21 protein-coding genes and 1 tRNA gene are annotated in these 25,018 nt (G+C 34.5%); 15 read left to right on the forward strand and 7 right to left on the reverse strand.

Annotated elements, in window-relative coordinates; all coding sequences use genetic code 11:
• Positions 1 to 8 precede the first annotated feature (8 nt).
• The 5 genes from EG359_RS10735 (at position 9) to EG359_RS10755 (ending at position 4,260) form a co-directional block, all read left to right on the forward strand.
• Complete coding sequence (locus EG359_RS10735; protein ID WP_076354542.1) at positions 9 to 938, forward strand: homoserine kinase; 930 nt, start codon at positions 9 to 11, stop codon at positions 936 to 938.
• Positions 939 to 948: 10 nt separating this feature from the next.
• Complete coding sequence (gene thrC, locus EG359_RS10740) at positions 949 to 2,253, forward strand: threonine synthase (protein ID WP_076355252.1); 1,305 nt, start codon at positions 949 to 951, stop codon at positions 2,251 to 2,253.
• Positions 2,254 to 2,258: 5 nt separating this feature from the next.
• A complete protein-coding gene (gene folB, locus EG359_RS10745) occupies positions 2,259 to 2,627 on the forward strand; it encodes a dihydroneopterin aldolase (RefSeq protein ID WP_076354544.1) in 369 nt (122 codons plus the stop codon).
• 35 nt (positions 2,628 to 2,662) lie between these two features.
• Positions 2,663 to 4,027: a DUF4403 family protein gene (locus tag EG359_RS10750; protein WP_076354546.1), complete on the forward strand. Its 1,365-nt coding sequence runs from the start codon at positions 2,663 to 2,665 to the stop codon at positions 4,025 to 4,027.
• A 162-nt stretch (positions 4,028 to 4,189) separates the two neighbouring features.
• Positions 4,190 to 4,260 (forward strand) — tRNA-Cys (locus tag EG359_RS10755).
• 823 nt (positions 4,261 to 5,083) lie between these two features.
• Here EG359_RS10755 and EG359_RS10760 read toward each other — a convergent pair.
• The gene (locus EG359_RS10760; RefSeq protein ID WP_076354548.1) at positions 5,084 to 5,530 is read right to left on the reverse strand and encodes a hypothetical protein; all 447 of its coding nucleotides are present in this window, start codon (positions 5,528 to 5,530) and stop codon (positions 5,084 to 5,086) included.
• A gap of 354 nt (positions 5,531 to 5,884) precedes the next feature.
• Between EG359_RS10760 and EG359_RS10765 the strand changes: the two genes are divergently transcribed.
• From EG359_RS10765 to EG359_RS10800, 8 genes are all read left to right on the forward strand, one after another.
• Positions 5,885 to 6,442: a YMGG-like glycine zipper-containing protein gene (locus tag EG359_RS10765; protein ID WP_076354550.1), complete on the forward strand. Its 558-nt coding sequence runs from the start codon at positions 5,885 to 5,887 to the stop codon at positions 6,440 to 6,442.
• A 52-nt stretch (positions 6,443 to 6,494) separates the two neighbouring features.
• Positions 6,495 to 8,129: an LIC_10190 family membrane protein gene (locus EG359_RS10770; protein ID WP_076354552.1), complete on the forward strand. Its 1,635-nt coding sequence runs from the start codon at positions 6,495 to 6,497 to the stop codon at positions 8,127 to 8,129.
• Positions 8,130 to 8,179: 50 nt separating this feature from the next.
• Positions 8,180 to 9,250, forward strand: coding sequence for a chorismate synthase (gene aroC, locus EG359_RS10775; RefSeq protein WP_076354554.1), 1,071 nt, complete (start codon positions 8,180 to 8,182; stop codon positions 9,248 to 9,250).
• Positions 9,251 to 9,267: 17 nt separating this feature from the next.
• Positions 9,268 to 9,831: a thioredoxin family protein gene (locus EG359_RS10780; protein ID WP_076354556.1), complete on the forward strand. Its 564-nt coding sequence runs from the start codon at positions 9,268 to 9,270 to the stop codon at positions 9,829 to 9,831.
• Between the two features lie 9 nt (positions 9,832 to 9,840).
• Positions 9,841 to 10,380, forward strand: coding sequence for a TlpA family protein disulfide reductase (locus EG359_RS10785; RefSeq protein ID WP_076354558.1), 540 nt, complete (start codon positions 9,841 to 9,843; stop codon positions 10,378 to 10,380).
• A gap of 85 nt (positions 10,381 to 10,465) precedes the next feature.
• Positions 10,466 to 10,810 (forward strand): YkvA family protein, encoded by a 345-nt coding sequence (locus tag EG359_RS10790; RefSeq protein WP_076354560.1) that lies wholly within the window; start codon positions 10,466 to 10,468, stop codon positions 10,808 to 10,810.
• Between the two features lie 118 nt (positions 10,811 to 10,928).
• Entirely contained in the window at positions 10,929 to 12,308 is a 1,380-nt protein-coding gene (gene pyrF / locus EG359_RS10795; RefSeq protein ID WP_076354562.1) for an orotidine-5'-phosphate decarboxylase, read from the forward strand.
• A 53-nt stretch (positions 12,309 to 12,361) separates the two neighbouring features.
• Positions 12,362 to 15,184, forward strand: coding sequence for an aminopeptidase (locus tag EG359_RS10800; protein WP_076354564.1), 2,823 nt, complete (start codon positions 12,362 to 12,364; stop codon positions 15,182 to 15,184).
• A 55-nt stretch (positions 15,185 to 15,239) separates the two neighbouring features.
• Here EG359_RS10800 and EG359_RS10805 read toward each other — a convergent pair whose 3' ends face one another.
• From EG359_RS10805 to EG359_RS10815, 3 genes are all read right to left on the reverse strand, one after another.
• Positions 15,240 to 16,052: a lamin tail domain-containing protein gene (locus EG359_RS10805; protein WP_228435059.1), complete on the reverse strand. Its 813-nt coding sequence runs from the start codon at positions 16,050 to 16,052 to the stop codon at positions 15,240 to 15,242.
• 180 nt (positions 16,053 to 16,232) lie between these two features.
• Positions 16,233 to 17,036, reverse strand: coding sequence for a T9SS type A sorting domain-containing protein (locus EG359_RS10810; protein WP_076354568.1), 804 nt, complete (start codon positions 17,034 to 17,036; stop codon positions 16,233 to 16,235).
• A gap of 92 nt (positions 17,037 to 17,128) precedes the next feature.
• Positions 17,129 to 17,884 (reverse strand): T9SS type A sorting domain-containing protein, encoded by a 756-nt coding sequence (locus EG359_RS10815; protein WP_076354570.1) that lies wholly within the window; start codon positions 17,882 to 17,884, stop codon positions 17,129 to 17,131.
• Positions 17,885 to 18,034: 150 nt separating this feature from the next.
• Here EG359_RS10815 and EG359_RS10820 point away from each other — a divergent pair, with 150 nt between their 5' ends.
• Positions 18,035 to 21,262, forward strand: a complete 3,228-nt coding sequence (locus EG359_RS10820; protein ID WP_084180444.1) for a hypothetical protein — start codon at positions 18,035 to 18,037, stop codon at positions 21,260 to 21,262.
• Between the two features lie 218 nt (positions 21,263 to 21,480).
• On the forward strand, positions 21,481 to 22,476 hold the full coding sequence (gene dusB, locus EG359_RS10825) for a tRNA dihydrouridine synthase DusB (protein ID WP_076354572.1): 996 nt from the start codon (positions 21,481 to 21,483) through the stop codon (positions 22,474 to 22,476).
• Between the two features lie 60 nt (positions 22,477 to 22,536).
• On the opposite strand, the gene deoC is transcribed toward dusB, so the two are convergent.
• Genes deoC through EG359_RS10840 form a run of 3 tightly spaced genes read right to left on the reverse strand, consistent with a single transcriptional unit; the run spans position 22,537 to position 24,718 of the window.
• Positions 22,537 to 23,280 carry a deoxyribose-phosphate aldolase gene (gene deoC / locus EG359_RS10830; RefSeq protein ID WP_076354574.1) on the reverse strand — a complete coding sequence of 248 codons (744 nt, stop codon included), beginning with the start codon at positions 23,278 to 23,280 and terminating at the stop codon, positions 22,537 to 22,539.
• 4 nt (positions 23,281 to 23,284) lie between these two features.
• Positions 23,285 to 23,755, reverse strand: a complete 471-nt coding sequence (locus EG359_RS10835) for an Lrp/AsnC ligand binding domain-containing protein (protein WP_047379047.1) — start codon at positions 23,753 to 23,755, stop codon at positions 23,285 to 23,287.
• A 27-nt stretch (positions 23,756 to 23,782) separates the two neighbouring features.
• Complete coding sequence (locus EG359_RS10840) at positions 23,783 to 24,718, reverse strand: endonuclease/exonuclease/phosphatase family protein (protein WP_076354575.1); 936 nt, start codon at positions 24,716 to 24,718, stop codon at positions 23,783 to 23,785.
• Positions 24,719 to 25,018 lie beyond the last annotated feature (300 nt).

A 25,018-nucleotide genomic window follows, 5' to 3' on the forward strand; every position in this document is an offset into this window, starting at 1 on the left:
CATAGAAAATGAAAAAAATAAAATTAAAAATTCCGGCTACAGTAGCCAATATGGTATGTGGATTTGATATTCTGGGAATGGCTATACATGAACCTTATGACGAAATGGAGATCACATTACTGGAAACTCCGGAAATCATCATTAAGCATAAGGACTCATTTAAACTTCCTGAGGAACCTTCTAAAAATGTTGCAGGAATTGTTCTGTTGAAAATTCAGGAACATTTGAACTTAACCCAAGGTTTTGAAGTCGTTATTCATAAACATATAAAACCAGGAAGCGGGCTTGGCTCCAGTGCGGCTAGCGCCGCCGGAGCCGCACTGGGGGCCAATATTTTATTAGAAAATATATTTTCTAAGGAAGAAATGATTCACTTTGCCATGTTTGGGGAGGAACTGGCATCCGGAGTTCGCCATGCAGACAATATTGCGCCTTGCATTTATGGAGGCATCACATTGGTAAAATCAACCGATCCTATTGATATTATTCCATTGAATACCCCTGATTTATTTGTAGCCGCTGTACATCCTCAGGTTGAAGTAAAAACGTCAGACTCCAGACAGATTCTGAAGAAAAATATCTCTCTAAAAAGCGCCATTGAGCAATGGGGAAATATTGCAGGGCTGGTTGCAGGTATTCAAAAAAATGATTTTTCGTTGATTGGCAGAAGCCTTAATGATGTCATTATAGAACCTATACGAAGTATTTTAATTCCAAAATTTGATGAAATTAAGATGAAAAGTCTTCAACTTGGTGCATTGGGAGGAGGAATTTCAGGATCCGGCCCCTCAATTTTCATGTTGGCCGAAAAAAGAGAAACTGCCGAAAAAATTGCCACCCAGATGAAGTCTGTTTATGACGAAATAAGTATCGAAAGCTTTGTATATGTTTCAAAAATAAATCCAATCGGGATTGAAATCGTTGAAGAATCCGAATAACAATAAAAAAATGAAATACTATAATTTAAAAGACAGTCAGGAAAAAGTTGATTTCAGGACTGCAACAATAAAAGGGCAGGGAAAAGATAAGGGATTATTTTTCCCTGAAAATATTCCGCAATTTGAAGAGGAATTTATTCAAAATCTGCATCAATATTCTGATGAGGAAATTGCCTACCGATGCATTAAAGATTTTATTGGAGATGAAATTCCCTCAGAAATACTACAGGAAATCATTGCTGAAACTGTCAGCTTTGAGATTCCTTTACAAAAGATCAGCGACAGAATCTCAATCCTTGAGCTTTTTCATGGACCGACCTTGGCATTCAAGGATATTGGAGCCAGATTTATGAGCCGCTGCCTATCCTATTTTTTGAAAGATCAAGATAGAAAAGTAACAGTTCTTGTTGCCACCTCCGGAGATACGGGTGGAGCTGTTGCTCATGGATTTTACGGTCTTCCGGACATTAATGTCGTTATTCTTTATCCTAAAAACAGGGTAAGTCCGGTTCAGGAAAAACAACTTACAGCATTAGGTGAAAATATTTTCGCATTGGAAGTGAACGGAAGCTTTGATGATTGTCAAGACATGGTAAAACAAGCTTTTGCAAATGAAGAAATCAATAAAAAATTATTTCTAACCTCCGCCAACTCTATTAATATTGCGAGATGGCTTCCACAGCAGATTTATTATTTATTGGCCTTGAAACAATGGCAAACATCAGAAAAAGAAGCCCCGATAATCTGTGTTCCCAGTGGAAATTTTGGAAATATATGTGCAGGACTTCTCGCTCATCTTCGGGGACTTCCTGCAGAACATTTTATTGCAGCCTGTAATGCCAATGAGGTAGTTCCTGAATATTTAAAAACTCAGAATTTTAAGCCTAAAAAAGCTTTGGCTACTCTATCTAATGCAATGGATGTAGGAGATCCCAGCAACTTTGTAAGAATCATGGAACTTTTTGGACAGAACTTTGAATCATTAAAAAATAAAATATCCGGTTATTCTGTTAATGATAAACAAACCATGGATACCATTACAGAAGTTTATAAAAAATATAAATATATTCTCGAGCCTCATAGTGCAGTAGCATTTGCTTCCATGGAGCAATACCTAAATGGAAATCCAGGGAAAAAGGGATTCATTTTAGGAACAGCTCATCCTGTAAAATTCCCTGATGCTGTAGAAAAAGCCATCAAAATAAAAATTGAAATTCCGGAATCTCTGAATGACCTGATGAAAAAGGAGAAAAAAACTGTAGAAATAAACTCAGATTTTGAAGAATTAAGACGATTTTTGCTTGATAAAAATTAAATGCAATGAGCAAAATATATCTTGAAGATGTAAAAATATATGCCTACCACGGAGTGTTGCCTGAGGAAAACATTATTGGAACGTATTATATTTTAAATGCAGAGCTTCATACCGATCTGTGGAAAGCCGCAGGATCTGATGACCTGAACGACACCATAAGCTATGCAGACCTTAATGACATTATCCATCATGAAATGAAAATAAAGTCTCAACTTTTGGAACATGTAGCCGGAAGAATTATTTCAACAATTCATACACGTTTTCCACAAATCGACTATATTAAGTTAAAAATAACCAAGACCGCTCCTCCAATGCAGGGAGAAATGAAAGGAGCCAGCATTGAACTGGAAAAAAGCTTCAAGCCTGAAAATTAAAATTCTTATTTTCGTTTTATAAAAAAAATACAAAATTGAGACTCGTTAAAATATTATTTTTAGTAGCATTCATCAATGCTTTTGGACAATCTGGTGTTGATAATCAATTGGCAAATTACAACTTTCCAAAGATCAAATCCAGTATTACTATGCCGGTAACTATTCCTCTTTCGGAGCTGAGTAACATGATTAATGCCTCCGTAAAGGATTTGGTATATCAGGATGATTCTTATACTGACAACAATAATGACCAGTTTAAGGTAAAGGTCTGGAAAACCAGACCGATCCGTTTGGTAGGAGGAACCAGCCAAAATCTGTTGATTGAAGTTCCCCTAAAAATATGGGCAGAAAAAGGTATTGGAACATTGGGCGTTTACAGCTACCAGAATACCACTTTCGAAACGGTTATGTCCTTTAATACCACTGTTACTTTTAAAAATAACTGGACCATTACAACTTCTACACAACCTAATGGTTTCAGGTGGGTAACAAAACCTGTACTGGATTACGGAAGAATACAAATACCAATTACCCCAATTGTTGAAAAAAGTCTTAAGGAACAACAAGAGAAATTCTGTAAAACCATCGATCAGCAGATGGCTACTCAACTGAACTTTCAGCAATATGCTGTTATGGCGTGGAATACTTTCCTGCAGCCATTTAATATTTCTGAGGAATATAACACATGGTTGAAGATAAGCCCGGTTGGCGTTAATATTACTCCTTTAAAATTTTATGGAAACCAGATCAATGCAACTCTTGGTATTGATATCTACTCTGAAACTTTCACAGGAAGCAAACCCACCGCTTCTCCACCCGTGGCATCAGCTACCAACTTTAACTTCTCACCTACCGTTGCAGATAAATTTCTTTTACAAACCACCGCTAATATTCCTTTTACAGAAGCCAGCAACATGGCCAGAAAGACTTTCTTAAACAAAGAATTTGACATCAGGGATTCAAAGGTAAAGGTAACGGACATTAGGCTGTACGGTGTAGATAACAGAGTTATCATTGAAGCTCAGACTGATGGGTATATTAAAGGAACTGCTGTTATTTCAGGAATTCCGGTTTACGATGAAACCAAAAGAAAAATTGTTTTGTCTGATACCAAGTTCAAATTAAAAACCATGAATATTCTTCAAAAAACAGCCTCTCTCCTATTCCAAGGGAAAATTGTAAAAATGATTGAAGAGGAATACGGAATTCCTACACAGGAATTGGAAGAAACATCCAGAAAAAGTATTGAGGACGCCTTTAATAAAGAATATTACAAAGGTTTAAAGATGAGTGGAAAAGTATTTAATCTGAAGCCAAGTAAAATACTTCTCAACAGCACAGGCATTACAGCTGTCATTGATACAAATGCTACCCTAAAATTACTGGTCAACGGATTTTAAAATATAAACCTAGTAATACAGGTAAATTAGCACTAAAAATTATACGACTGAAACACAGGCAGAAAGATAAATTTACCATTTTTGAGTGAAATAAATTGTAAGAAAACTTTTGTTCATAAAGAAATTTTGCTATATTTGCACACCTCAAAAATGGTAAAACATGGTACTTTGGCCGAGCGGCTAGGCAGTGGTCTGCAACACCATCTACAGCGGTTCGAATCCGCTAGGTACCTCTTCAAAACCTCTAAATTTTATTTAGAGGTTTTTTTATTTCCCCATATCCTTCTTCGAATTCAAAAATATAAGAGTAATCTATACTTTAAACACCATTCATATAAATCCAATTCATTGCTTACAGAAAAAAGAGAACAGAGCATTCATCAGAAAAACTGATATTATGGAATATTTTCAATAATTAAGCATACTTCTTTTTTAATCTCAAATTTCAGTTTAACCTATAGAAACAAAAAAAATCCTCGGAAATTCCGAGGATAAAAACTAATAACCATGAAAACTCAAATTAAACATGAGTTGCGTTTGTATATTGAAAAATCGTGCCAAGAATTACAAATTTTGAAAAAAAAATGCTTTTTATTCCCAAACCCTACTTACTCCATTTTTTACTTTTACAACCGTATTAACATACATTATAATAATTTTATTAAAACATTTAATTATATAAAATTAAAAAACACACAACAAAATAAAATTTAATAAATAATTAATAATTAAAAAAAATATAAAATTTATATAATTCATGAATTAAAAAAATAATTCACAAAGCAAAATTAGACTTAAATGCATTTTTTGAAGAGCATTTTTTTCATTCTAACCTAAAAAAACAAAAGACCTCCCATTCAGGAGGCCTAAAAAACACAAATGATGAAAAAAATCTATCTAGATAAATCTAAACAGAATATTGTATGGTACCCACCCTATTTTTTTTATATAAAATTTTAAATCTTAGGGCTAGTAATTATCTATTACTGTATATTGATTAAAAAATCCTCATTTCGAGGATTGTAAATTTAGATAAATATTTTGTTTTTCACAAAGTTATTCCTCCCAAGTAATTGGAACATATATCGTAATGTATCCATCCGCATCTACATTTGCCTCAGAAACTGTAGCAACTACCGTTCCATAACCTACCCAGCCTCCTTGGCCCTGAATTCCTGAAAAAGCATATGTTCCTGCCGGAAGATCCTCCTCAGAATACTGCGGAAGTACTGTATTATACCCATTATTACTATAGTAAGTTTCTCCAGTCGCTGTATTTTCTGCAATAAAACCTCCCAAATCAAATCCTGAACCTGAAAGAATTTTTGTTCCACTCTTTGACAGAAGACCATAACGAATTTTAAAAGTCTGAGTTTTTGCATCTTTATGAGATACTTCTGAACGAACTTTAGTTTGAACTTCAATAACATCCGTAGAAGAAAAAGAAGTAGTAACAGCCAGTAATCCTACAACAGCTGCAACTGTAAAAATTGATTTTTTCATATTAAAAGTAATTTTGATACTCAAAAGTAGTCATCGTAAATGAATTCAACAAAAACTAATGATTAACTATATTTTACAATTACTTCTAACAAAAAATTCCCCGGAAATACCAGGGAACTATGATGAATCTCGTTTAGAAGATTAATTTTCAAATTTGAAAACCGTAAACATATTGACAAACTTTATGCCTAAACTCCCAACAAACCTACAGTTTCACATGAAATTTATCAGGAATTAATGCTTATTAATAGTATCAATCTCAACTTTAACATTTTTTAACTGAAACTTGGCTTCATAATTGAAAATAAAATAGATCTAGAGTCGTTTTGACTTAAGCTTATTAAAATTTGAATTATGAAAAAGATAGTATTAACAGGTTTTTTATCCGTCTTTTTATTGGCGGCCTGTAAGAAAGATGACACAGTTGCTGAAAAATCACTGGAAGTACAAAAACTTGAATTTCAAGCCAGACAGCTTGAAATAGAAAAGCAAAAACTTGCCATTGAGAAAGAAAAGCTCGTATACGAAGCTCAGAAAAAAGCAGATAGCATCTCTGAAAGCAAAAAAGCTAAGGCTTCTGCTGACAATAATTCAAAACCTAGGGTGATAAGAGAAACCAGAACTGTATACCGAGACAGAAGCTCTAATTCCAATTCCGGAGGTGGAAGCAATGGAGGTTATGCAGATAACGGAAGTGGTACATCACAAGGAACTACCCAAAAAAAAGGGATGAGCAAGGCTGCTAAAGGAACCATCATTGGTACCGTAGGTGGCGCAGCTGCCGGTGCAATCATTGCTAAGAAAAACAGAGGCCTTGGTGCTGTAATCGGAGGTGTAGTAGGTGGAGCTACTGGATATACAATTGGTAGATCACAAGATAGAAAAGACGGAAGAGTACAACCGCGTAGATAATTTTTTTCACAATAACATATAAAGATTGCTTATTTTTAGGCAATCTTTTTTTATGATACTAATCCTGTTTTCTTCAATTTTCATTATTCCCGTCTTACTGGGAATAGGGAAAATAATGGAGAAAGTCTTCGGAATCTTATTTTACGGAATCTCAGGTAAAATTCTTTTGGGAGTAATGGGAATAAGTCTGGCATGGACTGTTACTTCATTTTTGATCCCTTTGAATATTTATGTAGAAATTATAACTGTTCTATTAGGCTTACTTTATTTTTTTAAAGAAAAACTTTATCAAGAGTTTTATCAGTTGACAAAAAAAGACATTGCCTTAGGCGGAATTGTTTCTACAATCATTTTATTATCCGGTTCATACTATCCTTATATATTAGATCATTTCGGATACTATATCCCAACGATCAAATGGCTTACAGAATATGGGTTGATAAAGGGAATTTCCAATCTGGACTTTATCTTAGGACAAATGTCTGTATGGCATATTTTTCAGGCAGGATTTTCAAATTTTTCAGATCCTTTTTTAAGAATAAACTCCATCATACTGATCGTTTATACCCTTTATAGTATTGAGCGAAAAAGCTGGATTCATCTGTGCTTTCTTCCTGTTTTATTATTATTTTCACAGTCGCCAAGTCCTGATCTTCCCGTCATTGCATTTTCTTTGATCATTTTAAATGAAATGATATCCGGAAATAAAAATACTTCTCTCCTTTTTGCTTTTTCTGTTTTTGTTTTTCTCATAAAACCTACCATGATCTGGCTGCCAATACTGGTTTTCCTGAATAGTATTATTATTTTAAAATCAAGCTTCAAAAAATTGCTTTTTGGAGGTTTAATCTTACTTTTATTCTTTATTAAAAATATATGGACATTTGGTTATCCCATATTTCCGATATCAATAGTTGACTTAGGTTTTAGTTGGAAGCCCAATCCTGAAGTTTTGAAAACTTCATCACAATATGCCATTATGAAAACCTATGACATGCAGTATTCGTATGAAGAAATTCAAAGGTTTTCAACATTTGATCATATTAAAAACTGGTTCTTTCTGAAAGGCATCAAATCAGTGATTAATATTTTTTTCATTTTGAGCCTACTTATTTTTTCAGCATTTACATGGATGAAGAAAAAGAAACTAATCACTCTGATCTGTATTTCCCTGTTGATAAAAAGTATACTCGTTCTTGCTTTTTCAGCACAGTACAGATTTTTCATCGATGTTTTCTTTGTAATATTCCTTGTAATGTTTCATGAATATTTTGATAAAAGAAAATCTTTGGTTGTTTTTTCCGGACTCAGTTTATTTTTTATTTCAATATTGTCCTTTCCTAGTTTTATTCAACAATCTATTCCAAGTTTTCGCTTGGGAAGCTTCATGGCAGGATTCAAAAAGGAACAACTTTATCAGCCATCTACTTACCAATATCATCAATTCAATACTTTTAAAGTGGGAAATTTAAATTTCAATGTTTCTAAAAATTACCCCTATAATTTTGACACTCCACTTCCAGCCATCTCTAGCAGCTACATTTTTGATGATGTAAAAGCTCGAATTTTTCCTCAACTTATTAATAAAAATGACATGAAAAAGGGATTTATCTGGAAAAAGATAACTCCCGAGGAAAAAAAGGAAGCTGCAACCGTGATCAATAATATCGAAAACATTGATAAATAGAACAAATCTAGAAACTTTATTATCTGAAGAAAAAAAGGTAATTTTGTATCATGTTCAATTCATTAGGTAATCTTCTTAGTCTTACAACATTTGGAGAAAGTCACGGAGTGGCTTACGGCGGTATCATCAATAATTTTCCGGCAGGTTTAACGGTAGATCTCGATAAGGTTCAATATGAACTGGGACGAAGAAAACCCGGCCAGTCTGCTATTGTTACTCAAAGAAAAGAAAGTGACACTGTAAAGTTTCTTTCAGGGATCTTTGACGGAAAAACAACAGGTACCCCTATTGGTTTTATCATTGAAAACGAAAATCAGAAATCAAAGGATTATGACCATATTGCAGGAGCATATCGTCCGAGCCATGCTGATTTTACGTATGACCAAAAATTTGGTTTTAGGGATCACCGCGGAGGCGGAAAATCTTCTGCAAGAGAAACCATGAACTGGGTAGTGGCTGGAGCTCTTGCCAAACAACTTTTACCAGAGATTGAAATCAACGCTTACGTTTCTTCCGTAGGTGATATTTTCTGCGAAAAACCTTATCAGGCTTTAGATTTTTCTAAGACGGAAAGCAATGATGTACGTTGTCCGGATGCTGAAACGGCAGAAAAAATGATTTCAAGAATCAAGGAAATCAAAAAAGAAGGCAATACCATCGGCGGAACGATTACGTGTGTGATCAAAAATGTTCCTGTAGGAATAGGTGAACCTATATTTTCTAAGCTTCAGGCAGAGCTAGCAAAAGCAATGCTGAATATTAATGCCTGCAAAGGTTTTGAATATGGAAGCGGATTCTGTGGGGCAAAAATGACAGGAAAAGAGCATAATGATGCTTTCAATACTGATTTTTCCACAAAATCTAACTTATCAGGAGGTATTCAGGGAGGTATTTCCAATGGAATGGATATCTACTTCCGTGTAGCCTTCAAACCTGTAGCCACTATTTTGAGACCTCAGGACAGTATAGATAAGGATGGAAATCCTGTTATTGTAGAAGGTAAGGGACGCCATGATCCATGTGTAGTACCAAGAGCTGTTCCTGTAGTGGAAAGTCTTGCTGCATTTGTATTGGCAGATCTATTTTTGATCAATAAAACAAGAAACATCAATAATTTTTAATATAAATATTTTTGGTAATGAAAAATTACTGGGATCAAGGAATTTCTTTTGAAGAGTATCTTCAAATAGCAAACAAAAGATTAGAGAATCCTGCTAACGAACAGGAACTTGAATATAAACAATACTATGAGCTTGGGCTTCAGAGAATGGACAGAACTGTAAAAAAATATGTCCCGGATGAAGAACAGCTAAAGGAATTGGCATCCAAGAACTTTGACGGAAAAATTTTAGTTATTTCCGAAGCTTGGTGTGGGGATGCCAGTGCAACAGTTCCTGCTTTATTCAAATTCTTTGAAGGACATAATGAAATCAGAGTGTTTCTAAGAGATAGTGATAAAAGCTTAATCAATCAGTTTTTAACTAACGGAACAGAATCTATTCCTAAGGTTCTTATTCTGGATAAGGATTTTAATGTAAAAAACTCTTGGGGACCTCGTCCGAAGTATGGGTATGAATTACTAATGAAATACAAAGCTGATCCGGAAGGATATCCAAAAGAAACGTTCTATAACGATCTGCAGATATACTATGCAAAGAACAGAGGAAAGGATGCTGTTCAGGAAATCTTGGATCTGCTATAAAAACAGCTTATGAAAAAAGGTATCATTTTTATTGTATTAATTGTCATCATTGGTATCATTGCTTTTGTACCGGGAGTAAAGGATTTTCTGAAAAATCAGTTTTTTCCTATTGCTACCATTGAAAATGCAGTGCATGTAAGTGAAGAGGACTACGACGTTGACCTTAAGGGAATCAATGCACCAAGTACCAACCTTAAAAACTTTAAGGATAAGGCCGTTTTTCTGAACTTCTGGGGAACGTGGTGTCCGCCGTGTAGAAAAGAATGGCCATCCATTCAGAAATTGTATGATTCCAGAAAAGGAAATGTAGACTTTGTTCTTATCGCCATGAATGATAAGGAAGAAGATGTAAGAAAATTTTTAAAGGAAAATAATTATACAGTGCCCGTATACATTGCCCAAAGCCCTATTTCTGAAAAAATTCTTCCTAAAGTATTTCCTACTACTTTCCTGTTGGATAAGAGCGGAAGAATCCTTATTAAGGAAGATGCATCCAAGGATTGGGATACAGAGTCTGTGCATCAGTTTATTGACAATATCATAAAATAATTTTTTAACTAAATTTTATAATTAGTTGGTACAGGATTTGTGAAATTTATAGTGTTGAAAAATTTATTTAAATCCAAACACAAAAATGAAATATTCAAAATTAAATCTTGCAAAAGAAGCTATCAGTCACAAGGGCTTTGTAAAAAAGATCCCTGATATTTTCAGAATGGTAAAACTGTGGAGAAAAGGAGTTTATCCAATAAAATCCATTGACATTATTCTTCCTCTGTTAGGAATTCTGTATGTCATCTCTCCTATTGACCTTCTTCCCGAATTTGCCATACCGGTACTCGGAGTAATGGATGATCTGGCCGTGTTGTCACTTACCATTCCAAAACTCATTAAAGAGGTTGACAAATTTTTACTTTGGGAAGCTGAACAAAGATATAAGGGAACCCAAGTCATTGATGCTGAAATCTTAAAACAATAGTTTATTATATTTTCAAACCATTCTGTAAGGTACAGGATGGTTTTTTATTTATCAAATGAGCGATAAATTTTTGAGCCTTATTTCAAATCCTTAAATTTGCAATATCTAATAAAAAATAATGGAAAGTAAAAAAGAATTCTTCTTAGAGTGCTACAAGCTAGGTATCATTAAATTTGGAAGGTTTACCTTGAAAAGCGGTATTGAAAGTCCGTTTTATGTAGACCTGAGACCTCTAGCCTCAGATCCTAAAATCTTAAAAAATCTTGCTAATTATTTACTGGAAATGCTTCCATTGGATAATTTCGATTTAATATGTGGAGTTCCTTATGCTGCCCTTCCTATGGCTACTGCAATGTCATTGGAAAGCTATATTCCATTAATTATTAAAAGAAAAGAAGCGAAAAGCTATGGTACAAAGAAGCTGATTGAGGGAATTTACCAGAAAGGACAAAACTGTCTTTTGGTAGAAGATGTAATTACTTCAGGAAAATCTTTGTTGGAAACCATTCCCGAAATAGAGCAGGAAGATCTTAAAGTTTCTGACATTGTAGTGGTGCTGGATAGAGAGCAAGGTGGAAAGCAACTGTTAGAAAGCAAAGGATATAGAGTACACACTCTTTTCAATATTTCGGAAGTATGTGACATTCTTCAGGAAACTGGTGAGTTATCTGATGAAGAAGTAAAGAGAATTCAGGATTTCCTACAAGGGAATCACATTCAGTTTGAAGAAGAAACTCGATCTTCTTATGAACAAAAGCTTCAGAATGCACAACATTCTGTTTCAAAAAAATTACTGGAAACTGCTTTAGCTAAAAAATCAAACCTTATTGCTTCTGCAGACGTAACCACGACTCAAGAGCTACTAGATTTTGCTGAAAAAGTAGGACCTCACATTGTTGCTTTAAAAACGCATATTGATATTATTTCGGATTTTGAATACGAAAAAACGATCACGCCTCTAAAGGAAATTGCTGCAAGACACCAATTCCTATTAATGGAAGACAGAAAATTTGCAGACATCGGAAATACTCAGGAATTACAATTTACAAGCGGAGTCTTTAAGATTACAAACTGGGCCGATTTTGTAACGTCTCAGGTTATCGGAGGTTTTGAATCTCTAGACTGCTTCAATAATGTAGGTGTAGTCGCAATTGTAGGAATGTCTTCTAAAGGAACTTTAACGACTGCCAGCTATCGTGAGGAAGCATTAAAAGTTGCTCTATCTCACCCTAATGTAATTGGTGGAGTTTCACAGAATAAAATTCCGGAAGAACTATTACTATTCACTCCAGGAGTAAATCTTGCCGACTCAGGAGATGGAAAAGGACAGCAATATAATACGCCGGAGCACGTTTTCAAAACCCTGCATACAGATTTTATTATTGTAGGGAGAGGAATCTACAAGTCTGATAATCCGGAAGCATCCGCTGTTACCTATAAAACTGAGGGTTGGAACGCTTATATTAATTCTTTGGAAAAAAAAGCAATTCAGGGTTAAAATCTTATAAAGTATATACAAAATAAGTTATATTTGAGCTTTATCACGGATATTTGAAAAAGATCAGCATTTGCCTTATTTTGTTTTGGGGAGTTGTACAGGTTTCTGCACAGAAAGACAGTATTTATATTGAGGCTAAACTGTCTCCTGACAGGAAATCTTTGGAAGTCAATCAGGAAATTGTTTATTACAATCATTCTGACAAAGACCTGAATACAGTAAAACTTCTGAATTGGGTTTCCGCCTACAACAAGCGCGGAACATCTTTAGTCTACAGAAAACTGGAAGACAGAAACAATGATTTGCATTTTGCTAAGAATGATGAACTGGGAAAACTTCTGGAACTGAATATTAAAAATTCTGAAAATCAGGAGATCCCCATCAATACCATTTCAGATGAAAATCTTTTTCTTCCTCTGAATGAAGCATTAAAACCTGGCGAGAGCATTACCCTGCAGCTTCAATACAAGATGTTGCTCCCCGATAAAAAATTTACGGGATACGGAACATCTTCTCAAAACACTGCACTAAAATATTTCTTTATTGTTCCGGATCATTTTGATCCGGACAATATTTCTCAAAATAACTATCATGACATTGAGGAGCCGGTAAGCTTCAATACTTTTTGGACTGTAAATTTTGATATTCCGGTCAATAATTTCATTGAAGGAAACCTACCTCAGGTTCAAATGAATTCTTTTAAGGGCTATCTGGATTCTGATCCTGAGTTCTTAATTTCCCAAACTGCCTATCCTTCTATAACAACCAATGTGGATGGCAGTAGTACTGTAGTTAAATTTGGTTATAATCTTAAACCTGAAGAAAAACAGAATCTTGAATTTTACTTACCTCTTCATTTAAAATTCCTGAAAGAAAAACTAGGTTTTCTCCCGGAAAGCATATTCATTTCTGATAAATTTAGAGCCAAGGAAGATTTTTTCGGGAATAATGACATTACTTTCTGGAAATTCAGATTTCAGTTATTTACTGATGCAGAAAAAACCGATCTAGATTATTTTGGAATCATTACCAAAAAAATTCTTGACGAGAATATTATTGCAGATAAGCAGAAAGATCATTGGTTTAAAAATGGTTTAAAATCATATATTGAAATCCAATATCTGAATAAATTCTATAAAGACACAAAACTTTTAGGCACATTACCAGAGTCCAAGTTATTTGGCCTCAAACCTTTAAAATTATTTCATGCTTCAAAGGTTAAGCTTCTGGACCGCTATGGACTGGCCTATCAATATATTATGCTTCAAAATCTGGATCAGAAAATTGATGAGAACTTTGCTGTATTAAGTAATTTTAATGATATGGCTATCAGTAGTTTTGAAACAGGAAGCCTATTCAATTATTCAGCTGATAAAATAGGTGACTCCACATTCAATGATCTTGTAAAAAGTTATATTTCACAAAATTCAGGGAAGAAGATCAATCCGGAAGAATTTTTGAAAGAACTGTCTAAAAAAGATAAGTCTACAAATTACCTTACAGATTTTTTCAAACAAAAAAACAGGGTAAATTTCAAGCTGAAGCGCATTAAAAAAGAAAATGATTCTCTTCAAATCAAAATAGCAAGAAATACAGATGCCTCAATTCCTGTAAAACTGGAAACAGAAACCAGGGAGGGAGAAAAAAAAGAATATTGGATTGAAAATGAAGAAAACGAAAGAGTCAAAAATTTTTCTCTTCCGGCGTCAGACAATATTTATAAGATCACTTTAAACAACGGATATATTTTCCCTGAGTCTAACTACAGGGATAACTTCCTGTACGCAAAAGGAATATTTTCAAATACAAAAAAGATTAAGCTTAAGCTGATAAAGGATATTCCAAATCCCGAGTACAATGAGATTTATATAAGCCCAAGGGTTCGTTTCAACAATACATATGATAAATTCCTTTTGGGAGTTAATTTAAAGAACCAATCGTTTTTTGATCAAAAATTTCTGTACTCATTTACACCCATGTACAGTACAGGAACCGGAAAATTGACAGGTTCCGGAGCTGTCTCCTACTCTTTTCTACCTGCTGAAAGTATTTTCAGAAGCCTCACGTTTGGAGCTTCCGGTTCTTATTTTCACTATGATTATGGATTAGCGTATAGAAAAGGATCTTTATTTTCCAATTTCAACTTTAGAAAAAACCCAAGAAGTACGGTTAGTAGAAGTGTCGGATTTTCATATAATTATTTTGAGAGAGATTTGAGTCCTCTTATGATTGCCAATGATGACTATAAAAAATATAATCTTTGGAGCGTAGGATACGGATATAGTGACAATCAGATGATTCATGAAAAAAGTTTCAGCCTGAGTGCACAGGGAATGGAAGACTTCAATAAAATTACTGCTGAAGGATTTTACAGATGGGAATTTGCTCCTAAACAAAAATTAAGTCTTCGATTATTTGCCGGATATTTTCTAAGAAACGATACTCGAAATAACTTGTTTGATTATGGAATTTCAAGGGTTTCAAACTATACATTTTCCTACAATCTTTTAGGGGAAAGTGCCAGCAGTGGACTTCTTTCACAACAGTTTATACTAGCTGACGGAGGGTTTAAGTCATTTATTCCCGGTACCGTTAATCAATGGATCACTTCTGCCAATGTAGATTCCAGTGTGTGGAAAATCTTCCATGTTTATGCTGATGCAGGAATATATAAAAACAAGGATATGCCTGCAAAGTTCATATGGGATACCGGAGTTAAGGTAAGAATCATTCCGGATTTTCTTGAGGTTTATTTCCCGATACAGTCTTCATTGGGATTTGAGCCATCATTCAAGGATTATGCAAAACGAATCAGATATACATTGGTTCTTAATCTTGGATCAATCATCAACGCAGCAAGAAGAGGATGGTATTAAAATAAAAGAACAGCTTATATCGGCTGTTCTTTCTTTATCAACATGTATTTAAAAATTAATCTTTAATAATCTTTTGCGAAATAGGAGCATTATTAATGGTTCCTGTTACAATATAAGTTCCCTTGGGAAGCTCTGTAATATCGAGAAATGAAGCAAATTTTGTGGGAGCTTTTTTAACAACCTGTCTAAATGTGTCATATAATTTTACATCCTTTACCTCCATTCCGAAGACAATTCTGCCATCTTTTATAAATGGATTCTGTACAAAGCCTGACTTAGCTGAACCTTCAAGGGAAAAATCTACCATATTATCACTATTACTCTCCAAATTCCTTTTTATAGCCACAGTAGGTGTTGGGGAAGGTGCCGGGCCATCACCTTTGAATTGATCAGCATTTGCACCATAGCCCACAAAATCCAGTACGTTGGATGCGGCAGGATTTGTAACCTGTACGATATTTCCCGCTAAAGCAATCTTTCCGGAAACGCTAGATATTCTGATTCCTGGAATTTTATTAGGGGTTCCATCAAAATTGGTAATGGTGGTTGCAATAAAATCCGGTGTTGGTAAGCTTTCTGTTCCGCCCTCTATTTCAGCTTCCTGAATAAGATATGTTTGTTCGGGTCCCAAAGTCAAGTCTGGCAGTGTATGATATTGCGTAAAAGCACCTATTGCCGGCGCATATTGTATACTGGCACCCGTAAGGGAAACCAGTGTTGTTCCTATATTTTTAAGAACAATATAGTTATTCTTTAAAATAGCCCCTGAACTAGCATTGCCTCCATAGATCTCATTGATCACAATTTGTGCATTCGCTGATGCTGTTACCAATATTAATCCAACAATAGTAAAGATTTTTCTCATCATAATAATTTAAGAGGTAAGTTGCGGTAAAATATCAAAAACAATACCACCTGATTGGGAAATTTACAAAAAAACCACCATAAATAAGTATACTTTCATAAACAAAATAGTCAGTTCATTACAATAAAAAAATCCGGCCATTTCTTTGAAATGGCCGGACCGTATTTTGATCTAAAAACTTAATTAGTCTTTTAAGATTTTTTGAGATACTAATTGGTTGTTTACTGTACCCGTTACGATATAGTTTCCTTTAGCCAATTCAGAAACGCTTACAGTTTCATTTTGCTTTACAGAAGCTGTTTTCACAACTTGTCCAGCCATATTGAAAACTTTTACATCCTTAGCATCAGCTCCGAAAGTAATTCCGTTGTTTTTAACTAGAGTGTTTTTAACAAAAATTGCAGTCTTTGCTTTGTTAGTATCTGAAACAGCTAAAGATCCAGAAGCAACCGTTTTGATAACGATATTATCTAAGTAAGCTCTATAAGAAGTATTTAAAGTTTCAAATGTAACTGTTGAGTTTGCCTGTCCTCCTGTGAAAGTCACTGTTTTAGACTCAGGAGTTCCACTCATTACAGCAGTATAGGCCACAGTCTGATTTGCTAAATTAGTTACTTTTACAACAATAGTACCTGAAGCAGCAGTCCATCCCTTAATATCAAAAGTGATTACTACATTTCCTCCATCAGTAGATAAATCTAAAGACTTTGAAGTCATCGTTCCAATAACAGAACCTGTTCCCAACTTTACCATCCCACCCGCACTGTATGCTTTTGCACCAGCAGGAAAGTTAGCTACAGGAGGAAGGGGGTTTATAGCAGTTCCAGGATTGTAAACATCTGTTGCATCAGGAGCGTTAGTTCCTGTTGAAGCTGTATTCCCACCAGCTGTATAAGAAGCAAAATTTTCAGATAAAACAACTGTTTGTTGAGCATTTGCCATAAAAGCTACAGCTGTAATACTTAAAATAGTAAAGATCTTTTTCATAAAATAATTTTTTTTAAAAATTTACGCTGTAAAAGTACAAATAAAACGATCTTTTAAAGCATTGGGTTAATAGATTTAACAATTTGTTAAAATTACCTTTTAATAATTCTTTCAAAAACGGCGTTGCCATTAATATTTCCCGTCACTAAATAAATCCCACTCTGTAGATTTTCTACATTCACAGATCCATTCTCAGTAACAGAAGCAGTTTTTAAGATTTGACCATTTACATTGAAAATTTTAATATCAGATTTGGTTCCAAAATAAATTTCTTTATCTACAGAAGTATTTTTTACAAAAGTCTTTGTAGACAGTTTTGCATCATGTACAGCAAGCCCTGCTTCAGTAACAACTTTAATTTCGTCAATAAAGAATCGTTTTGATGTAGCTGCGGCTGAGAATTTTAATTTTGTGTTTGATGTACCTCCTACTATAGTTACTGAGTATTCAGAAAATGAAGAATTTACTAAAGTGAAACTATTTGTTCCACTGATACTTCCACCACCAGTAATAGTAACGGTAAGTCTAGTATTATCGGAACTATACCCAGCAGCCTTAAAAGTTAAAGTTGCATTTCCAGAAAGACCATTTAGAGCCGGAGTTGTCACAGCACCTACACTATTGGAAGAGCCAGCCTTGATACATTGTGCTGCACCACCCGCTCCGGAAAATGCCCAACCTGCAGATGAATAATTATTTAGTGAGTTTGTTCCGATATTACCTGTCCAGATATTATCGTTTCCACCTGTACCGTTTAAATCATCAAAGTTTGCATTGAAAATAGTAGTTTGAGCAAAAGCTATGGTTACACATAAAGCGGTTGCAAATAACGAATAAAGTTTTTTCATGGTTCTTAAATTTAATTATTAATAATTTCAACCACTAAATTACAGCTATTTTTAAGGCATTCACAATAATTGGATTAATTTTCTGTTAATAATGCTAAGCATCTTAGCATTAACATTTTTTAATTACTTTTACCAATTATTTTTCAGGAGTTGCGGAATTTTTTTATCCTATTGGTTTTATTTTTCTTAGGCATATTTTCAGGAAGTGCTCAGGTATTCTCATGGAAAAATCCTAACGTTCCTGAAGACAGTATTAAAAGAGACAGTATCCTTATGGCAAAGCTTGAACAGGATATTTTCGCAAAAGACACCTTAGACTTTATACGAACCAACAACCGGGTTATTATTGATGAAGCCGTACTGGCTAAAAATGACAAGAAAAGATTTTTAGGTGAGCTTAATTCCAAGGGGTCTATTATCCGTGGGATCACCTTTGGTAATAATCAGGGGCAATCTGTACAAAGTTCTATGGACCTTCAGATTTCCGGAAGACTTTCTAAGGATGTCACTATTTTAGCAAGTATTTCAGATCATAATCTCCCTATTCAGGCAGATGGTTACACGCAAACCCTAGAGGAATTTGATAAGATCTATATGCAGCTTAACATTAAGGATAAATCTATTCTTAGGGCCGGACATTTGGATCTTGTAGAATCTAAAAACTATTTTGCCAAATACCAGCGAAGAAGCATGGGTATTCAGTTTCAGACTGAATTTGGAAAGGAAAACAAAACGTTTGTGGATATTTCTGCAGGGGTAGCTCGAAGTGAGTTTCACAGAGTCCGTTTTCAGGGTATTGAGGGAAATCAGGGACCTTATCGTCTGACCGGGAAAAATGGGGAACAGTTCATTACTCTTATTTCCGGTTCTGAACAGGTTTTCATTGACGGGATCTTAATGAAACGTGGTGAAAACCAAGATTATGTGATCAATTATAACACCGGTGAAGTTACCTTTACCAGTTTCCGTCCTATTTTCCAACAGAATTTTATCACCATTTCCTATAACTATGCCAATAGAAATTATTCAAGGTATTTATTTACAGGAAAACTGGAGCATCAAAGGGAAAAATTCAAGGTTGGACTGAACTGGTTTATGGAGAACGACAATAAAAATGCGCCTCTTTCCTTAAGTTTGTCCAAAGAGGATGAACAAATCCTTGCTAATGCAGGAAATGATCCTAATCTGATGTATGCACCATCCGGGGTTGTGACTGAGTATGATGTGAATAAGATTTTATACCGCTTAAGTCCTGCCGGAAGTTTTTATGAATTCTCCACGGATCCTAATGAAACACTCTACCAGGTTTCCTTTACCTATTTTGGGCCTAATCAAGGAGATTATAAAACGTCACAGACTACCAATAACGGACGTGTCTTTGAATATGCAGGTCCTAATGCAGGAGATTACAGAGCTGTAAGAAAGCTTCCATCCCCTCAAAAATCTCAGGTTTTCTCACTTAATTCTGAATATTTACTGAATGAAGGAAAAATCGGGACTGATATCTCTTTGAGTAACTATGATGTCAATTTATTCTCATCCAAGGACTCTAATCAGAATATGGGGTATGCATGGCGTATCTTTGGAAATAAAACCTTTACAAAAAGTTCTTGGAAAGGAACTCCAAGTTTTGAGTATCAATATATTGACAAACAGTTCCATATTCTTGATCGTATTAATGACGTGGAATTCTCCAGAGATTTTAACTTAGTTCAGGAATTTAACAAAAAGACGCAAAACAGATTTATATTCAGCTTTTTAAATAAATGGAATAATAAGTCTACGTTAAATTATCGTGTCAATTATTTGAATGAGCAAGATTCTTACAAAGGACTTAAAAATGATCTGGACTTCGGTTGGATCACAGGAAAATTCTTTACAAAAGGAAATTTATCTTACCTGAACACCACTGCAACGCTTCAGGATACCAAGTTCATTCGTGGAGGAGTATCTACAGAATTTACCGGTAAAAAAGGAAGCTGGGCAATTGGTGGAAGCATGGAGCATAATGAGAAGAAATACAATGATACTCAACTTATGGATGTCACAAGTTTCAGCTGGAAAGAGCTTTTTGTTCAAAAGAAAATTGGAGACAGTACGCGCACCAAATTGCTTGCAAAGGTATATATGAGAGATAATGACTCTGTACGTGACAACAGGCTTCAAAATATGAACAATATTTTGGGAATCATGGCGGAAAGTCAGATTATCAAGACGGAAAGAACATCTTTAAATGCCCTAATTCATTATAGAAAATTCTTTTATCAGAGTGCAGAAGGTAATGTAACCAGAAATAATGATTTTGTTGTAGGAAATATTCTTTACAACCAACAACTTTTCAGAAACGGTATGCGACTTCAGGCTTTCTATGAGCTTGGAAACGGGCAGGAAGCACAAAGAGAATTCCAATACATTAAAGTAACGGATGGACAAGGTGTCTATAAATGGACCGATTATAACGGAGACGGCATTCAGCAGCTCGACGAATTTGAGATTGCTGAGTATTCGGATTTAGCTCAATATATTAGGGTTTACACTAACTCTGTCAGATATATTCCGTCTAATAAGAACAAAATACAGCTTGCTTTGTTTGTTAACCCTGCCATTGTTTTTAATTCGGAAAATGGATTTTTAAAACGTTGGAATTTCAATATTTCTTTAAATTCTCAAAATTCATTCTATAAAAAGGATAAAGTATTGGTATTAAATCCATTTGAGAAAAATAGTGATCAGATCCTTAAGAATCAAAATATCTTAGCCTCTGTGCAATTCAATCCTACGGATAAATCCGGATGGAATGGAAATTATAGATTCATTACGAACGACAATCTCATCAATGCTAATTTCAGTAATGAAGAGCGTGAACAGACTTCTCATTTCCTGAATTTAGGATATTGGTTCAATAAGGAATTCAGGGTAGATTGGGAAAATTCCGTTCATGATATTAAAAACTCTTCACAGCTGTTCGCAACAAGAGATTACCGCTTAAATAATTTTGAAACCAAGCCAAAAGCAACCTATAAATTCACGGATGCTCTTCAAACCGAACTTTCTTCTGCATACCGCCAAAAGAAACGATTAGACGGAGAAGAAATATTAAAGGCATTTGATGTTACAGGAACCATTCAATGGGAGTACAGAAAGACTTCTATCCGTGGAAACTTTTCTTTTATCAACAACAACTTTAATGGAAATAATTTCAGTATTGTCGGTAATCAGATGTTGGACGGTCTGAAGCCAGGGAAAAACCAGGTATGGAGTGTATTCATTCAACAAGCAATTAATTCATTCATCCAGTTAAACTTAAACTATGAAGGAAGAAACTCTGGGGAAAGGACTATTCATATTGGAAGTATGCAGGTAAAGGCGAGTTTCTAGAGCTCAATGCTCCAAGTTTAAAGCTATTTGCTTTTGAAAGAAGTATCATTTGTTGATACGTTTTACATTGATATAAAGCTATATTTCCCTTATTATTCTCACAAAATCCCCAACTCTAAAACACTCAAACTCTAACACTCTCCCCCGCTCAAATTCATCACTCACAATAATAGATAATATCATATTTTCCACTATTTAGAATTTTGTAAATTTGCACCATGATAAAAATAGGCAACATAGAACTGCCGGAATTTCCGCTTTTGCTAGCTCCAATGGAAGACGTAAGTGATCCTCCATTCAGACGTTTGTGTAAAATGCACGGTGCAGATTTAATGTATTCAGAATTTATTTCTTCCGAAGGCTTAATTCGTGATGCTATCAAAAGCCGTAAAAAGCTCGACATTTTCGACTACGAAAGACCAGTCGGTATACAAATTTTTGGTGGTGACGAAGAAGCAATGGCCATGTCTGCAAGAATTGTGGAAACGGTAAATCCGGATTTGGTGGACATTAACTTTGGATGCCCTGTAAAAAAGGTGGTCTGCAAGGGAGCAGGAGCAGGAGTATTAAAAGATATTGATCTTATGGTTCGCCTTACAAAAGCTGTAGTTAGCTCTACCCATCTCCCCGTGACTGTTAAAACCCGTCTAGGCTGGGACAGTACTTCCATCAATATTGATGAAGTAGCAGAACGCCTACAGGAAACCGGAATTAAGGCTCTTACCATACATGCAAGAACCCGTGCACAGATGTATAAGGGTGAAGCGGATTGGGAACATATTTCAAGAATTAAACAAAATCCTAATATTGAGATTCCTATTTTTGGAAATGGAGATATAGACTCTGGTGAAAAAGCATTGGAATACAAAAAAAAGTATGCATGTGACGGAATCATGATTGGTCGTGCAGCTATTGGTTACCCTTGGATATTTAATGAAATCAAGCATTTCTTTAAGACAGGTGAACACTTACCGGCTCCAACTATTTCAGACCGATTATTAGCAGTGCGTCAGCATGCTGAATGGAGTGCTGAATGGAAAGGTGAAAGACTAGGCCTGGTTGAAATGAGACAACACTACAGCAACTATTTCAGAGGAATTCCTCACTTCAAGGATTTTAGAAAAAAATTCCTGGAAGTTTTCACTATGGAAGAAATGGACAGCCTAATAAAAGAAACTCAACAATTCTACGAAGAATATCAAGCTCACGTATAAAATAAAAAACCATCAATTAAATTGATGGTTTTTTATTTTATACGTGAATATCAATAATAACTAATACCCTCCTGATGAAGACTCATTTTTAATAAGCGCTAATGCTGAAGAGGTTCCGATTCTCTTTACCCCCATATTAATCATTTTTTCTGCATCTTCAGGGGTTCTTACGCCTCCGGCTGCTTTTACGGGAAGTTTCCCTGCATTATCAAGCATGATCTTTATTCCCTCAAATGTTGCTCCATTAGGCTTTCCACCTGTTGTTTCATAAAATCCTGTTGAAGATTTCACGAAGATTTTAGACAAATCATTTTCAGAGAAGTTTTCTTCTGCCCAGTTAGAAATTTTTTTGGTAAGATCTCCAATCTGTTCATCAGTTAAAGCCGCAATTTCAATAATCCATTTAGCGATTTTATGATGCTCCAAAGCTAATTTGGTACACTTCACAAATTCTTCTTTCACCAATTCTGTATTCCCTTGAAGATAAGCTTTGTAATTAATAACAAAATCCAATTCATCAGCATTGTCTTCTATTGCTTTTGAAGCTTCTGCAAGCTTTTCATCAACTGAATACGTTCCTTCATGAAATCCTATTACAGTACCTACTGCAACATTTGAATTTCTTTCCTTAATATATTTTTTGATCTCTGCTACATAATCCGGACGGATCATTACGGCAAAAATACCATTATCAATAGCTTCCTGAGCAAGTTTTTTATTTATTTGAAGAGTTTCTTCATGTGAAATACCAGATTGTTCCGGTGTCTTCAAATAAGTTGAATCCAAATATTGGGCTATGTTCATATCGTTATACTTTCAATTGTCTGTAAATACCTTGTTCCAAAGATATAAAAGTTTCTGTTCTTGTTACCCCCTTCAATTTTTGAAGTTTGTTAAGGATTTGCATCAAATGATCATTATCCTTACAAAGAACCTTTAGGAATATTGTATAATTCCCTGTTGTATAGTGGGCTTCCACTACTTCATTGATATCATGCAAAGATTTTACTACTTCAGGATAATGGCTTGGCTGATCCAAGAATACACCGATGTACGAAATTACCTTATATCCAATTTTTTTAGGATTAAGGAATGAAATTGAATTTTCAATAACTCCCGCATGTTCCAGTTTCTTGATTCTTTGATGCACCGCAGTTGTGGAAATTCCTACGTTTTTTGAGATGTGGGCTAAAGACGTTTTAGCATTATCCATCAGCATATAGATGATTTCCTTGTCGATTGAATCTAAATGATAGCTTGTGTTGCTCGAATTTTTCATTTTCTACTTTTTTATTATTTATGTTTTTTACTGTAAGCTTTTAAACTTCACAAAAACCGGAAAGTGATCGCTATATCCACCTAAATACCGTGTACCGGCATAAGTTCGGAAAGGTCGTCCTTCAAAATTTCTGGTTCTGCTGCTGATTTTTTCAGAATTAAATACGTGAGCATCCTGAAAAGCCAGAGTCTTATTGTTGAGAAAGGATCTCGACATAATAATCTGATCATAAAGCAATCCAGACTTATAATGAAAAGTAGAATAATTTCTGGTAGAAAACAACTCCTGAAACGGGTTCATTAAAACCTTTTCATGATCATTGTCATAGAGAATTTGTACTAAATTTTCATCATCCGGGTTTTCGTTAAAATCACCACACAATATGACATGCTCCTTATCATCATCTACAATTTTCAAGATCCGTTGCCGGATCTCATTCAATATAAAGGCTCTTTTGGGTTTATTGATATCTTTCTCGCGCTTTGAGGGAAGGTGAGCGATAAAGACATTAATAATTTCCCCTTTATATTTAATTTTAGAAAAAAGTACGTCCCTAGTTGTATCGTAATTTCCTGTGTTTTTATTTACTATTTCAAAAAAGAAAGTAATGGTTTCAGAATCTATTACCTCTACTTTATTTTTATCATATAACATGGCTACATCTACCTTTCTTTCATCCATAGAATTATAATGTACAATTCCATATTCTGAATTAAAAGGTTCCATCTCCACAAGATCCTCCAAAACTTTCCTTCTGGAAACTTCAGATAATCCAATTATAAATGGCATTACACCATTATCCTCCTTCATCAATTGAAATACGTGTGAGATTTTAAAAAGTTTATTTTTATATCTCTTTTCATCCCAGTTTCTTAAACCTGATTGGGTAGGATCTAATTTATGAACAGGTTTAGGATCGGGTAAGAATAAATTTTCTACATTATAAAAAGAGAACAGTTCCATCAACACAAATTTCTATACTTTAATTAATATGCCCTTTTTTTTAAATGTAAATTTATTATTTTTTTTCAAATTTCATTGATTATCTACAATATTTTAAAATCAATTTCTGATAATAAATAGCTTCAAATATAATAAAAAATACTAAAAAACTATTTACGGAGAATTAATTTTCTAACAATCTCATCAATCTATTCCATATATCGGAATTAAAACAATATACAAAACGCGAAATAAATGAAATAAAATTTCAACTTAAAAACAAAGTTGCTAATATTTTTCTTTTCACTTACAATAATAACA

Source organism: Chryseobacterium joostei, from assembly GCF_003815775.1.
GTDB lineage: Bacteria > Bacteroidota > Bacteroidia > Flavobacteriales > Weeksellaceae > Chryseobacterium > Chryseobacterium joostei.